Here is a 15,382-nt window from a genome sequence, read left to right as displayed (position 1 = left end):
AAAGCTCTTTCTTCACCATTTTGAATAATAAATAGTGTATATTCTTACACTTTTTCTTTATTTTTGCCGGAGTGATAAGTTATTGATTTATGTAATACCTGAAAAGCAGTCATCTTATGAGAAAACATCTTTCCTTCTTTATCTTGATCTTGATCTTGTTCTTGTTGCCGGGAGTATTTTCGCTGGCAAAGACATCGTCTTCTTCCGATATACGCTATCTGTTTGCCTATTTTACGGATAAGAATGAAAACCGTAACGGGATGCATCTGGCCTGGAGTGAGGACGGATATACCTGGAATCCTATAGGACCGGAACATAGTTTCCTGAAATCCGATTACGGGACCTGGCATGCCGATAAACGCATGCGCGACCCTTTTGTCATGCAAGGGCCGGACGGGCTTTGGCATTGCATCTGGACACTCAACTGGGACGGCAACGCCATCGGGTATGCCTGCTCCAAAGACCTTGTGCACTGGTCGCGCCAGTCCTATCCGAAGGTAATGGAGGGCTATGAAGTGAGAAACTGTTGGGCTCCCGAAATGATCTATGATGAGGAAAACGGGCAATATGTGATCTATTGGGCCAGTACGATCAAGGAAAACGGCGAATGGAAAACCGAGCAGGGAGAGAAATACGACCACCGGATGTATTATACCACGACAAAGGATTTCAAAACATTTTCTCCGGCAAAGATGTTTTTCGATCCGGGACATAATGTGATCGACGTGACCATCCAGAAGAAAGACGGGAAATATTATATGCTCTATAAAGACGAACGAATCTGCCGAAGGCGAAGAAAGAACTGTCGGTTGCTGTGAGCGACCATGCGGCAGGTCCGTACATCCCGACCGGAGATAAGCCTTTCGCGACCGACTGGGTGGAAGGACCTGCCGTCTGTCCGCTGTCCGACGGCAGCTATGTGGTTTATATGGATGCCTATACCCGTCACCGCTATGAAGCGAAACGGACACGCGATTTCCATACCTGGGAGGATGTGACCGACCGTATTTCGATTCCGAAAGATGCCAAACATGGCTCTATTATCACTGTTTCGGAGGAATTTGTCGATAATCTATTGTCGGAAGTCTCCGCCTTCCAGCACCGCGAAAAGTTGCGCAACGAGCGCCTTGCCCTGCCGGATTCCCTGAAAGGGGCTATCCCTGTAGAGGCGGAAATCACCGTTCATGGCAACCGGGCAAAGAAGATCAGTGATAACCTGTTCGGTATCTTCTTTGAAGACCTGAACTATGCGGCCGACGGCGGTCTGTATGCCGAACTGATCCAGAACCGCGACTTTGAATACTCCCCCGAGGATGGTGCGCGTCAAGGCTGGGATAGCGGTTATGCATGGAGTGTCAGGGAAGGAGGGCATTCTTCACCTGTTACGATAGCCGTTGAGAATCCTTTACACGAAAATAACCCGCATTATGCAGTGCTTCAGGCAAATCCGGGCGTTACTTTGCAGAACGACGGTTTTGACGGGATTTCTTTGAAAAAAGGGGACAAATATGATTTCTCGCTTTTTGCGCGTCTTCCGGAAGGCAGCAAGGGGGGCAAGATGATTGTCCGTTTGTTGGATCAAGACGGCAGGGAAGTGGCACAGTCGGCAGTGAATGTCTCTTCCCAGGAATGGAAGCGGCAGCATACGGTATTGGTTGCCAATGCGGATGTACGCGCAGGAGTGTTGTCACTTGAACCGAAACTGACGGGTGCAGTGCATCTGGATATGGTTTCGCTTTTTCCTCAGAACACGTTTAAAGGCAGGAAGAACGGCCTGCGTGCCGATCTGGCGCAGACCATAGCCGACTTGCATCCGCGTTTCATGCGTTTCCCCGGTGGCTGCCTGGCACATGGCGACGGTGTGCATAATATATATAACTGGAAAGAAACGATCGGCCCGCTGGAAAGCCGTAAGCCGCAGCGGAACCTGTGGGGCTATCACCAGACAAAAGGATTGGGCTATTTCGAATTCTTCCAATATTGCGAAGATATCCATGCGGAACCTGTCCCGGTGATTGCTGCCGGCGTGTGTTGCCAGAACTCGCAAGGTGGCGGACAACAGGGAATCCCGATGTGCGACATGGATGCCTTTATACAGGATATCCTGGACCTGGTGGAATATGCAAACGGAGATGCCTCTACAGAATGGGGACGGAGGCGTGCCGAAGCCGGCCATCCCGAACCTTTCCGCTTGAAATATATCGGTATCGGCAACGAAGACCAGATAACGGATGCCTTTGAGGAACGTTTCACCATGATCTACCAGGCATTGAAAACGAAACATCCCGAGATAACCGTAATCGGTACGGCCGGACCGTTCAATGAAGGGACCGATTATGAAGAGGGTTGGACCATTGTCAATCAGTTAGGCGTGCCGATGGTGGATGAACATTACTACCAGACACCCGGTTGGTTCTTGAATAACCAGCATTTCTACGATTCCTACGACCGGAAGGGAGCGAAGGTCTATTTGGGCGAATATGCCGCCCATCTTCCCGGGCGTCCGAACAACCTGGAAGTCTCGTTGGCTGAAGCGACTTATATGACTTCCCTGGAGCGTAACGGCGATGTTGTCAGCATGGCTTCCTATGCCCCGCTATTGGCGAAAGAGGGGCATACGCAATGGAATCCGGATTTGATCTATTTCGATAATCAGACTGTGAAACCGACGGTGAACTATTACGTCCAGCAGCTATACGGGCAGAATGCAGGTGACGAATATCTGCCGAGTACGGTGAAGCTGTCCGATTCGTCGGAAGACATTGCCAAACGTTTTCCCGTATCAGTTGTAAAGGACAGCAAGACAGGCGACTTGATCCTGAAAATGGTGAATATCCTGCCGTCTGCAACCCGGGCACAGGTTCATCTGGAGGGTGTTACGGCTGCCGGTTCACGCGCCGTCAAGACTGTTCTGTCCGGAGCATTGGAAGATAAGAACCTCGAACCTCAAAGCTCTGATTGCGAAGTTGGACAGGAATTTACCTGCGAATTGCCGGCATATTCGTTTACGGTAATCAGATTCAAGATAAAATCCGTATATTAGTCGCTGTTAATTAAACAGTGACATTATGGAAGCTGCATTTTTCGTCTTACTCATTCTTGTCGTATGGATCAGCCTGTATAATCATATAGGTAAAGTTTCCACTAATATCGAATCTCTCAAAAAAGAGATCGACAGTCTGCGGAAGCAGTTGGAAGGACATCCGGTGGCAGAGAAAGAGAAGAAGGAGGATGCAGTTTCGGTTAAACCGGTTGAAGAAGAATATCATATACCGATATTGTCCGTAGAGGTAAAGCCGGATGACGTTCTTCCCCATGAAACACCGGTAACGTTAGAAACGCCGAAGCCGCAAGCTCCTAAAAGGCAACGCAAGCCCGTTAATTACGAGAAATATATAGGGGAAAACCTGTTCGGAAAGATCGGTATCCTGATATTGGTTGTCGGCGTGGGCTTGTTCGTGAAGTATGCAATCGATAAGGATTGGATTAATGAAGTGTTCCGCACTGTGTTGGGATTTCTTGTCGGCGGTGGTTTGTTGCTGATCTCGGAGAAACTGAAAAAGACATACCGCGCATTCAGTTCCTTGCTGGCAGGTGGCGCTTTTGCCGTTTTCTATGTGACGGTTGCGATGGCTTACCATTATTACGGGCTGTTTAATCAGGCGGCGGCTTTTATCATATTGGTGGTGCTGACGATCGGGATGTCGGTGCTGTCCGTCCTTTATAACCGGAGGGAACTGTCCGTTATCGCCCTTGTCGGCGGATTTATTTCTCCTTTCTTGGTCAGCAATGGCATGGGTAGTTATCTGGTGCTGTTCAGCTACTTGACGATATTGAACTTAGGGATGTTCGGGCTTTCCCTCTATAAGAAATGGGGCGAGCTGCCGCTTGTATGCTTTGCGGCCAGCTACCTGATCCTGTTGGGCTATTCGTGTGCGGCTGATCTGGAGATTGCCTCCAATACGCAATTAGTGCACCTGCTGCTCTTCGTCACCCTATTCTACCTGATTTTCCTGTTGCCGATTGTATCCGTGATTCGTTCGGACAGCCGTAAGATCAACCAGCTATTGATGGCTGTCGTGGTCCTGAATAATTTCCTTTTCCTCTTTATCTGTCTTTGGTTCCTCCGGGAAATGGGTCCCGAACGGCCTGTAAAAGGGATGTTTACGCTGTTTATTGCCGCTGTTAATGCTGTGATAGCCTTTGTTCTCAACCGACGGAAGACGGAAAACGGTTTGTTGCCCTCTGTTTTGATCGGGTTGGCACTGACCTTCCTTTCTATCACGATTCCGATCCAGTTGGACGGGACGTTCATCACTTTGCTGTGGGCGTCGGAGATGGTGATTGTCCTGTGGCTCTTTATCAAATGGAGGATACCGGTATATGAATATTTTGTCGCGATACTTTTCTTTTTGACGAACGTTTCCTATTGGATGGATATTGAAGCGGTACTGGGTACTGACTCGAGGCCGTCCCTGTTTGTGAATGGGATGTTTGCGACGGGCGTTTTCGTGGGCTTGGCGTTTTTGTTGGCTGCCTGGCTTCTGTTCAGGGAGAAAGAACTGTTTGGCACGACTTCCGTACTGAAATATTCGCCGTTCAATGCCATCACCCTTTTGGATGGCTGTGCGGTTCTTTATACGGCATTTATGATCGAATTTGCGCGGAATGTGGGTGACTGGTATTTGTCGCAAGGGCTGATGCTGTCGTTTACGGCTGCCACTTTTCTTATCATGCTTATTGTTATGCGGAAACGTTTTCCGGTGGAGCGTTATTACCGGCTGTATGCTCTTTCGCTGTTCATTTCGGTAGTCTGGTATATGGAGGTTGTTTTGCTGAACCGTTATCTTATGTGGACGGATTTAGAGACGCTCGGATGGTTGACTGTGGCTATTATCGTGGCACATATTTATTTGCTGGCAAGGGAATATTATGCCGTCTTCAACTACCGCTCCGGGGCGGCCAGCCGGATGACGGGCTATATCAGTATCCTTTCGACTGTGTTATTGGTGCTTGCTGTCCGCAGCTTGTTGTGTCAGCTTTCACTCGCTGACGAGATGAATGCCGGTTTCTCCATTTCCCTGATTATTGCCGGTTTTGTAGAGATGGCAATCGGTATGCGCCTGCATCTAAAATCTTTGCGAATGATCAGCTTAGGCACATTCGGCCTTGTCCTTCTCAAACTTGTCATTATCGATTTATGGCTGTTACCGACTATCGGCAAGATCGTCATCTTTATCATCCTGGGCGTTATCCTGCTGCTTCTCTCGTTCCTTTACCAGAAGTTGAAGAAGGTTTTATTTGAGTAACAATTTTCAACTCTCCCGGGGGACCTTATTGTAAAAAACGCATTTTTTAGGTTTAAAAGATCTCCGAGAGTAAACAAATGTTAATCCATTTTTTTAACCTCAAAAAGGGACTTTTTCTCCTTTTTTGAGTGTTTTCCCCAATTACGACCGTCCTCTTTGCCACTGTGACCGTGCTAATGTGTAGTGCACTCGGCACCTCGCGAAGATTAGGACGGTCACAATGGCGATTAGGACGGTCGTAATTGGAAAGAGGACCGTCTTTAGGGCAAAAAAGCCCCTGAATTTCCTTGAGATATTTGGAACGCCGTCCGTTTTATTTTGCTACAGGCGATTCTCCGGGAGTTAAGGTTTATCACATTGTCGGTGTTTTAGTCTTTTAGCAATCAAATTGCATGCTTTCCGGAATGACCTCGGCGGCTTGTTCCGTCCGGTGTCAAAGTGAATGGCTTAAACCGTGAAAAGAGTCAATCCAAAATTGATCAAGATTTCGGACGAAATAGAAAAGTGCGCAAAAAGGGGGTTGTTGTAATTTTTTATCCGATTGTGTCAATCACTTGCAGGGGAGTTATTTAAAAGTTTTTGGATGTTCTCGAATGAGAGTGAAGATATAAATCGTATATTTAGTCGCTGAACCATAAAACAATATCGTATGAAGTCTATCTTTTTAGCATTTACAATCTGTCTGCTCTCTCAAACACTCGATGCAAGTGTGAAGATTTATGTCTCTCTGCGTGGAGATGATGGCAATACCGGCTCTTTGCATCAACCTTTGGCCACTTTTGAAGGCGCCAGGGACAAAATCAGGGAGTTACGTCTTGATAAGCAGATTACAGATACGATTTTTGTGGAAGTACAATCCGGGACTTACTATATTTCTCACGCATGGATGCTTACCGGAAAAGATTCCGGAACACCGCAGGCGCCGGTGATATTTCGCGGTGATGAAAATGACAGGCCGGTCGTGTGCGGAGGAAAGAAAACGGATCGTTTTGAGGAAGTGACACCCGGGCTTTGGCGTGTTTATATTCCTGAGGTTGCAGATTTAGGATTCTATTTCGAACAATTGTATGTGAATGGCCAGCGACGTTTCCGGGCACAGACCCCAAATAAGGGCGAGTTTGTAAAAGTGAAAAGAATAGAGGAAACGGTTCTGGATGCTTCCGGTTCACAAGGCCCTACTTTTGCCGTACAGAAAATGGTAGTACCGGCGGAATATTTGCCAGTCCTGAATGATATCGATAAGAGTGAATGGAATGATGTCCTGATGGTTTTTTATCATAAGTGGGACAATACCCGTAAGCGGGTTGAACATATCAATGCCCTTGATTCGACTATATGTTTTACCGGTGAAGCTATGCGTGTTTATAATAAGATCGACGGCCAAAGTCTTTGTGTCGTGGAAAATTACCGGAAGGCGTTGGACAGTCCGGGCGAGTGGTTTCTGCAACGCGACGGGTATCTGTATTATATCCCTTTACCGGGCGAAACGATTGAGAATACGGAATGTGTATATCCTGTTACCGATAAACTTCTAACTATAACCGGAGACGAAGGAAAGGTAGTTTCTTCTGTCCGATTTGAAAATATCTGTTTCGAAGCGACTGCCTATCGTACGCCGCCGGAAGGAAATGAACCTATGCAGGCGGCTGCCGGTATAGATGCTGCCATTATGCTTGATTATGCCAATAATATTGAGTTTGTCAATTGCGATATAGCCCGTACGGGACAGTATGCCATTTGGTTCCGTAAGCATTGTTCCTATTCCAAGGTAGAACATTGCCATCTGTATGATTTAGGAGGAGGCGGTGTTAAAATAGGGGATTATTCTTCGCCTGGATTTATAAAGACTGGGCAGGGGGAGACTGCTGCCACCCATCACATTACTGTGCATAACAATATCATACAGCATGGCGGATATGTGTTCCCCTGTGCGGTCGGAGTGATTATCTTTCATGGAAGCGATAACACTGTTACCCACAATGATATTGCCGATCTCAGATATACGGGCGTTTCCGTCGGTTGGATATGGGGCTATGCGCCGAGTCCGTCCAAACGCAATAAAATCGAATTTAACCGCATTCATCATCTTGGATGGGGAGAGTTGAGCGATATGGGAGGTGTATATACGCTTGGCGCTTCGGAAGGAACAACAGTGAGCAATAACGTGATTCATCATATCCATTCGTTTACTTATGGCGGCTGGGGATTATATACCGACGAGGGCTCTTATGGGGTCTGTATGGAGAATAACCTGGTGTATAAGTGTAAGAGCGCTGGTTTCCATCAACATTACGGGAGGGAAAATGTGATCCGGAACAATATTTTTGCATTCAACTTGCTTTCACAAATGCAACTTACACGCCCGGAAGAACATTTATCCTTTTCGTTTATCAACAATATTATTTATTTCGGCAAAGGTCTTTTGTACATGGATAAAGGAAGTGACTCATGGCTTAAGGCCCAAACCGTCATCGACCGGAACTGCTATTGGGACCGGCGTGCCCCGCAGCCGGATTTTCATGGATTGAGCTTTTCCGACTGGAAAAAGTTAGGGAAAGATAAGCATTCAATAATTGCAGATCCGTTATTTGTTAATCCCGATGCATTCGATTTCAGGTTTAGTAATCCCCGTGTGGCAAAGAAAATAGGTTTTAAGCCTTTTGATTATTCTCGTGCAGGGGTATATGGCGATCAGGAGTGGAAAATGAAGGCTGTGTTGACGGATGAGTTGAAGGAACAGTTTGACGCCTTGCCTGTTTACCAGTAAACGGCTACGTAACAAAATGTTAAATCATGGACCTGCGGGCGGCATTGTAATATCTTTTGCTTTTCTTTGCAACAATTAAGAGGAGATGATAGTAGAGAAGAAAATATCGCCATATAATTTTGAGGATATATATGTTTCCTATTTTTCACGGATGAAATATTTCGCTTTGGAATATGTATTGTCTGAGGAAGATGCGGAAAATATTGTGCAGGATGTGTTTACCGAACTGTGGGAAAAGAAAGAAATACTTACTTATAATATCAATCTGGTCGCATTCCTTTTTACTTCGATTAAAAATAAATGCATCGATCTGTTGCGCCATCGGGTTGTTGTGCAAGAAGCTGTCAGCGTGATGCAAGAAGAGTATCAGGCAACTTTGCGTGTGAAGCTTGCTTCTCTGGAATTGTTTGACCAATCTATGCTTTTGGAACAAGATATTGAAAGAATTATTACGGAGGCAATAGATTCATTGCCCGAAAAATGCCGGGAAATATTTATTAAAAGTAAAATAGAGGGAAAGAAGCAGAAAGAAATAGCCGAAGAACTGAATATATCGCTTAAAACAGTTGAAAACCAGATGAATATTGCCTATAAGAAGATCCGGGTCGAATTAAAAGATTATCTCCCCTTGCTGATATTTTTATTTGCTAATTAAAAAAGGCATTAACTTCTTTGGGGGTTTTTGCCTCTTGATTCGTTTATTAGAGACAAAAGCGGAAAATATGAACGAACGAATATATAAATACTTTTATGAAGAACTTTCCCCGGAGGAGCGTTTATCCCTGTTGCATGATGTTGAAGCGTGTGAGGACCTGAAAAGGCAATTTGCCGAATATCAGAATCAATATGCTTTGCTGAACTTGGGGCTTCAGATGCAAAACAAGATAATGGGCAGGCAGAAATTCGATCAGTTCATTTTGCAGAAACAGCGTTATAAGGTACGGAAGCAATGGTTCCGTAGGATAGGATATGCTGCGGCGGTATTAGTCTTGATCATTTCTTCAAGTCTTTTGACCTATTGGTCTATGCGGTCGGAACTGTCTGATGATTTATCGGCAAATGTGATGAACACCTTGTACACTCCTGCCGGACAACGGGCGCAATTAGTGTTGCAGGATGGAACGGAGGTTTGGTTGAATGCGAAGTCGAAATTAACTTATCCGGCCCGGTTTACAGGTGAAAAAAGACAAGTAGAGGTAGAAGGAGAAGCATTCTTTAAAGTGGCAAAAGATCCTTCCAAACCTTTTATTGTTTCTACGCATGATGTTAACATGAAGGTCTTAGGCACTCAGTTTAATGTATATAGCTATCCGGAAGCCGGATATGTGCAGACCAGCTTATTGGAAGGTTCCGTCCGTGTGTGCTTTTCGGGTAAGGATAGCGAAGGGATCCTTTTAAAGCCGGACCAACAGGTGACTGTTTCAAATGGCAAAATGAAAGTTGAAAAGATCCGCTTGCAGGATCATTTTCTGTGGCGTGATGGTATTTATGCTTTCGAGAATGAGCCTTTGATTGATATATTGAAAAAGATGGAACTTTATTATGATGTGAAGATCATCATAGAAGATACTTCCTTATTCAAAGAAACCTATACCGGTAAATTCAGGCAACGCGATAGCTTGGACGATGTATTCCGTGTATTACAACAGATACGGAAATTTAAAGTGGAAAAAGATATTGAACGAAATACAGTGACCTTAAAAAAATAGCATGTCAAACATTAAAATTTATAGCCTATGATGAAAGAACAGTAGAATAAAAAACAAAAGCGGCAGAAGCTACCAACAACTGCCGCCGGAGTTAAAGCAAACACAAGTCGTAATTTTTAGTATTCACTTTAAACTGTAAGCAAATGTACATAAAAACTTTGTTATATGCCTTTATTGTGCATAATAAACACATTAAAAATATTGTAAGGATTATGAGGATATCACTTTTCTTATTGTTTGTATGTGTGTGCCAGCTGATGGCAGAAGAGGCTGGAGCTCAAAATGTTGGGATCAAACTCAGCCGGAATAGCATGACGATTCGTCAACTAATAAAAGAAATCGAAGCACAAACTGATTATTTGGTGGTGTTTAGAAATCAAGATGTGGATGTCAATAAAGTAATTTCATTCAAGCAACAAAAAACGAAAGTTTCGGATCTTAATAAAATCTCTCTGGAAGATGTGCTCAAAAATTCGTTTGAAGGAACAAATATAAAATATGTATTTGATGGTTCTTACATATTATTTTCTCCTAAAGATGGGGTGGAGCTTATGTTATCCGGTGCACAGCAAAAAAATATTGTTTCAGGTACGGTTACTGATAATCGTGGCGAAGCAATTATAGGCGCAAATATTGTAGTCAAAGGAAGTACGTCTGTTGGGACCATTACCGATGTTGATGGGAATTTTTCTATGCAAGTACCCGATAAAGCTGTTTTGGTCATATCATATATTGGATATTTGTCACAAGAAATAGAAGTGAAGGATAGACGCCCTATACGTGTTGTACTAATTGAAGACACACAAGCCTTGGAAGAGGTTGTCGTAATTGGTTACGGAACCGCGAAACGTCGTGACTTGACTGGGGCTATTGCAAGTGTGAAAGCAGAAAAAATGGAAGTGGAGGCTCCTCGCGATATAACAGATCTTATGCGTGGAACAGCTGCCGGTTTGAATGTTGGAATGTCGACATCTGCAAAGGGAGATTTGACACCTCAAGTGCGTGGAGTAAATACATTGACCGCAGGATCGAGTCCGACGATTGTTGTAGATGGGGTTATTTATTATGGTTCTTTGTCTGATATAAATACCAATGATGTGGCGAGCATTGATGTTTTGAAAGATGCAAGTTCTGCTGCTGTATATGGTTCGCAAGCTGCTAATGGGGTTATTGTGATTACAACAAAGAAAGGTAAAGGTAAAAAGGATGGTTCCGCGACTGTTACTTTTAATGCAAATGTAGGTTTTGTTCAATCTGCAAATCAAATGCCTATTTTGGACGGTGAAGGATATTTAAAATACAGGCAGGATTATCAAATGGGAAATAGTTCAAGTGACTACTTGACGAAATATCCCGAAATTTATACGAGCCCTTTTAAGTTGGACGGAACAGGTGTTAATCCTTTAGATTGGTATAATTATAATCAAAAAACGCCGGTATCATCTGTTTCAGATGAGGAACTGACACGTGCATGGCTTTCCAGATTACAACTCTATACGCCGGAAATTGATAACTATATAGCAGGAATAGAGACAAACTGGGCCGATCTTGTTCTTCATAAAGGTTTACAGCAGGATTATACGGTAAGTGTATCTAATCGGACGGATAAAGTAAACTACCATTGGTCGTTAGGTTATGTGGATCGGAATGGTATAATAGTAGGGGATGATTATAAGAATCTTCGTACTCGGTTGAATCTCGATTCTAAGATAACAAATTTTCTAACGATTGGGATGAATGCTAATTTTGCTATCCGGGATGAAAGTTCACAATCGGTAGACTGGAAAGCAATGGCAAAAAATTCACCTTATGCATCTAATAATTTAGACGATATTGAAAGCCTGTACCGCTATTATGTGGCAGGAGACAATATGACAACGAACCCTTTGTATCCGCGTGAATACAGAGATCAAACAAAAAAATATTATTCATTGAATGCAAATTTATATGCAAAAGTTCAATTACCCTTTGGCATTGAATATCAGTTGAATTATACTCCTTATTTGCAGTGGTATCATCGATTTTATCATCAATATGCGGATAGTGAGGTCGAAACTAAAGGGGGAACATCTGAACGTCAGCACGATATTAAGTCGCATTGGACTGTAGATAATATACTCCGGTGGAAAAAGGAATTTAATAAAGAACATAATTTAGAGTTGACCTTATTGGCTAATGCTGAGAAAAAAGAAACTTGGTCAACTATTGCATCAACTTATGATTTTAATCCGAGTGATGTTTTAGGATATCATAATCTGTCTTCAGGTTTAAATCCAACCAATCAAAGCTCTGATACATATTGGACAGGGGATGCTTTAATGGCACGTGTTTTTTATTCCTTTCAAAATAAATATATGTTGACAGCTTCGGTTCGTCGAGATGGTTATTCTGCATTCGGCATTAATAATAAAAGGGCTACTTTTCCATCTGTTGCACTTGGGTATGTTTTTACATCGGAGAAGTTTATGGAAGGAGCAAACCGTTGGCTAAACTATGGAAAACTTCGTTTTTCTTGGGGACAGAACGGAAATCGTGATATCGGTCAATATGCTGCATTATCTAATATGAAAACGAATCCTTTGACTTATATTGGGACGGACGGCACTGTTTACACCTCGACTTATATTTATGTAAATACAATGGCTAATAATAATTTACGATGGGAACGGACAGAGTCTTATAATTTAGGATTGGATTTTTCTTTATTCAATGATATTATTGGTGGTTCATTAGAAGTTTATTCGGGAACAACAAAAGACTTGTTGGTAGAACGTTCTTTACCAAGCATAACAGGCTTTGCTAATGTTACGGCAAATTTGGGAAAGCTTAGAAATAAAGGGTTGGAATTGACATTGAATGCAAATATTTTTAGGCAGGATAATTTTGAATGGTCTGCCTCTTCAACGTTTTCCATGAACAGAAGAAAGATTGTTACACTTTATGGAGATATGGAGGATATTTTGGATGGTAGTGGAAATGTAGTAGGAAAAAAAGAATCGGATGATCCGAATAATGAGTGGTTTATCGGACAAGATCCGGATCGGATATGGGCCTACGAGCGTTTGGGTGTATGGCAGTTGGGAGAAGAAAAAGAGGCTGCAATTTATGGTTGTAAACCTGGTGATTTTAAATATAAAGATCAAAATGGAGATGGAGTTATGAATACAGAGGATAAGGTATTTCAAGGGTACAAAACACCTCGTTATCGTTGGTCTATGAGAAATGATTTTACGATACATAAGGATTTTACAGTATCTTTTACAATGTATTCTTACTTTGGACATTATGGCGCATTTAACGAAGCTGCAAATTATAATAGTGGCTCTCCTTACAAATTTTCATCCTATGATATGCCTCGCTGGACCAAAGATAATCCGACCAATGATTATGCAAGAATCAGTTCTTATAATGCGGGAACTAACTGGGTGAAAAAATCTTTTTTACGTTTGGATAATGTTTCCGTTTCATATAATGTACCTAAACACTTCCTGCAGAAGTTTTCAGTTCAAAGTATGAGATTGACTCTTACGGCCCGTAATGTTGCTGTTTGGTCTCCTCATTGGACTTTCTGGGATCCGGAAAATGGCAGTTTGTCTCCAAGATCGTTTAATTTAGGTATAAACTTTACATTATAATTTTAAACAGAATAAATTATGGAAATTAATAGATATAAAATGAAACTTTTGGTTTGTGCCGCAATATCGCTTTTTGGATGTAGTGATGGTTGGCTGGATACAAAACCATTATCAATCTATACTCCTGAAAATTCATATGTTGATGCTGCTGGATTCGAATCGGCTTTAGGAGCATGCATGAGGAATATTGTTAGTGAATTTTATGGTGATGGAGCACCTATAGTAACAGAAATGATACAATCGGATATCTGCGTGGACGGAACAACCAATAAGACCGGGCCACAACAAGATATGGATCAAGCTCTTCTTCCAAGTGCAAAATTAACAGGAACAGATTATACGCAGGTTGGTTGGTTTTGGACTTACACTTATAATGTTGTTAAATATTGTAATACGGTTATTTCTCGAATAGATGATATTGAATGGCAAAACCCAGAGGATCGTAATCATATATTAGGGTCTGCTTTTTTTCATCGAGCTTATCGTTATTATAGAGCTGTACACCAATTTGGGAACGTGCCATTCTTGGATGAAGAGCTTACAGAACCTAAAACAGATTATTATTCGAGCGATAGATGGAGCATTTTAGAGCGTCTATATTCTGATATGGAATTTGCTTATAAATGGGTACGTGTTGAAGCTGAACGAGGAAAAGTAAATAAAGATGCTTGTGGGGTTTTGTTGATGAAAATATGTATGAGTTTAGGAAAGTTTGATCGGGCTATTGAAATAGGAAATGAAATTGTAGCCAATCATCCTTTAATGACAGAACGTTTTACATCGAACAAAAATAAGACTCGAACAAATCTGATGCATGACTTACATAGTGTGGAAGCCAAGTTGGATATGAGTAATACAGAGGGGATTTTTTATACTTCTTCTTATCCGGATATAGACGGTTCTGTACGTATTTATACAATGAGGTGCGGGGTCCCTTCTTGGAACACAGGGGGCCAGGGAACTATAACACCTGATGGAAAAACGGGTACTGCCTGGAATGTTTCGGCCATAGCAGATGATGTACGTGAGGATCCGGATTTGGATATTAATCGTGTGTATGGGCGTGGTACAGGTAAAGCGAGACCGACCAATTATTTTCAATATGAGATTTGGGGTGAGAAAGAAAAAAATGATTTGAGAGGGGTTTATAATCGCGATAGCTGGAGACGAACGGAAGATTTGAAGTATAATAATCCGGATTTAAAGAAATCAGGAAACTCCTGGTATAGGAAAAATCTACAAAAAAATGCTAATATCAGTGTGAATGATTCCATTATGTGTTGGTTTCAATGGCCACATTATAAATTATTTGTTCCCGAGAAAGAAACGGTTACACAATGGTATGGAGGAGAGACTCCCTGGTACATCTATCGATCAGCGGAAGTTTATTTGATGCTGGGAGAATGTTATTACTGGAAAGATATGAAAACTCAAGCTGCAGAAATGTTGAATGTCGTACGTACCCGTGCTGGCGCTGATCCGTTGACGGCTGCAGATATTAATATCGGAGAAATATTAAACGAACGTGCACGAGAATTGTATTATGAAGAATTACGCCATGTTGAATTAGTGCGTATAGCATATACTTATGCAAAATTTGGTAAAACTTGCGAAGTGTTTAATCGTACATATTCATTGGAAAATTTCTCCGGTCCCGGAGGAATTGGTGCGAATGTGAAGGAGCCAGGAGTTAATTTTTGGTGGGATTGGGTAATGTCTAAGAATAATTTCTATAGAGAACATATTACGACTTCGTGGTATACTTATCAGATAAGTGTTCATCATGTTTTATGGCCAATTCCTGAAGAAGCTATTGTGTCGAACGTAAATGGAGTGATTAATCAGAATATTGGTTATCCTGGAGCAGAGAAGAATGCTGAGCTGTTAACAGTTGCTCCTGTATCTCCGCAAATTGAAGGGTATTAATGATTGAATAAGAAATTTATATTAATACATTTTGAA

Annotated in this window: 8 protein-coding genes; all 8 read left to right on the top strand. The window is 42.5% G+C overall.

The window, feature by feature from the left end:
• Positions 1 to 116 precede the first annotated feature (116 nt).
• The 8 genes from DW083_RS10600 to DW083_RS10565 all read left to right on the top strand — a co-directional run bounded on the left by DW083_RS10600 (position 117) and on the right by DW083_RS10565 (position 15,346).
• A complete protein-coding gene (locus tag DW083_RS10600) occupies positions 117 to 818 on the top strand; it encodes a glycoside hydrolase family 43 protein (protein WP_122332348.1) in 702 nt (233 codons plus the stop codon).
• The gene (locus DW083_RS10595; RefSeq protein ID WP_370039005.1) at positions 815 to 3,043 is read left to right on the top strand and encodes an alpha-L-arabinofuranosidase C-terminal domain-containing protein; all 2,229 of its coding nucleotides are present in this window, start codon (positions 815 to 817) and stop codon (positions 3,041 to 3,043) included. Before DW083_RS10600 ends, DW083_RS10595 begins: the two co-directional genes overlap by 4 nt.
• Before the next feature lie 25 nt (positions 3,044 to 3,068).
• The gene (locus DW083_RS10590; protein ID WP_122332347.1) at positions 3,069 to 5,309 is read left to right on the top strand and encodes a DUF2339 domain-containing protein; all 2,241 of its coding nucleotides are present in this window, start codon (positions 3,069 to 3,071) and stop codon (positions 5,307 to 5,309) included.
• A gap of 649 nt (positions 5,310 to 5,958) precedes the next feature.
• On the top strand, positions 5,959 to 8,076 hold the full coding sequence (locus DW083_RS10585; RefSeq protein ID WP_122332346.1) for a right-handed parallel beta-helix repeat-containing protein: 2,118 nt from the start codon (positions 5,959 to 5,961) through the stop codon (positions 8,074 to 8,076).
• Positions 8,077 to 8,161: 85 nt separating this feature from the next.
• Entirely contained in the window at positions 8,162 to 8,731 is a 570-nt protein-coding gene (locus DW083_RS10580) for an RNA polymerase sigma-70 factor (protein ID WP_115499978.1), read from the top strand.
• Between the two features lie 67 nt (positions 8,732 to 8,798).
• Complete coding sequence (locus DW083_RS10575; RefSeq protein ID WP_122332366.1) at positions 8,799 to 9,785, top strand: FecR domain-containing protein; 987 nt, start codon at positions 8,799 to 8,801, stop codon at positions 9,783 to 9,785.
• Positions 9,786 to 9,928: 143 nt separating this feature from the next.
• Complete coding sequence (locus DW083_RS10570; RefSeq protein WP_122332345.1) at positions 9,929 to 13,420, top strand: SusC/RagA family TonB-linked outer membrane protein; 3,492 nt, start codon at positions 9,929 to 9,931, stop codon at positions 13,418 to 13,420.
• A gap of 18 nt (positions 13,421 to 13,438) precedes the next feature.
• Positions 13,439 to 15,346 (top strand): RagB/SusD family nutrient uptake outer membrane protein, encoded by a 1,908-nt coding sequence (locus tag DW083_RS10565; RefSeq protein WP_122332344.1) that lies wholly within the window; start codon positions 13,439 to 13,441, stop codon positions 15,344 to 15,346.
• Positions 15,347 to 15,382 lie beyond the last annotated feature (36 nt).

Origin of the sequence: Parabacteroides sp. AF48-14 (genome assembly GCF_003477465.1) — a bacterium.
GTDB classification, from domain to species: Bacteria; Bacteroidota; Bacteroidia; order Bacteroidales; family Tannerellaceae; genus Parabacteroides; species Parabacteroides acidifaciens.
The sequence above is the reverse complement of the archived record's forward strand: the minus strand, read 5'-3'. Positions and strand labels throughout refer to the sequence as shown.

Excerpts from the sequence above, each read along its gene's own strand:
- DW083_RS10585 (WP_122332346.1), top strand. The coding sequence starts at position 5,959 with ATGAAGTCTATCTTTTTAGCATTTACAATCTGTCTGCTCTCTCAAACA.
- DW083_RS10600 (WP_122332348.1), top strand. The coding sequence starts at position 117 with ATGAGAAAACATCTTTCCTTCTTTATCTTGATCTTGATCTTGTTCTTG.
- DW083_RS10590 (WP_122332347.1), top strand. The coding sequence starts at position 3,069 with ATGGAAGCTGCATTTTTCGTCTTACTCATTCTTGTCGTATGGATCAGC.
- DW083_RS10575 (WP_122332366.1), top strand. The coding sequence starts at position 8,799 with ATGAACGAACGAATATATAAATACTTTTATGAAGAACTTTCCCCGGAG.
- DW083_RS10570 (WP_122332345.1), top strand. The coding sequence starts at position 9,929 with ATGTACATAAAAACTTTGTTATATGCCTTTATTGTGCATAATAAACAC.
- DW083_RS10580 (WP_115499978.1), top strand. The coding sequence starts at position 8,162 with ATGATAGTAGAGAAGAAAATATCGCCATATAATTTTGAGGATATATAT.
- DW083_RS10565 (WP_122332344.1), top strand. The coding sequence starts at position 13,439 with ATGGAAATTAATAGATATAAAATGAAACTTTTGGTTTGTGCCGCAATA.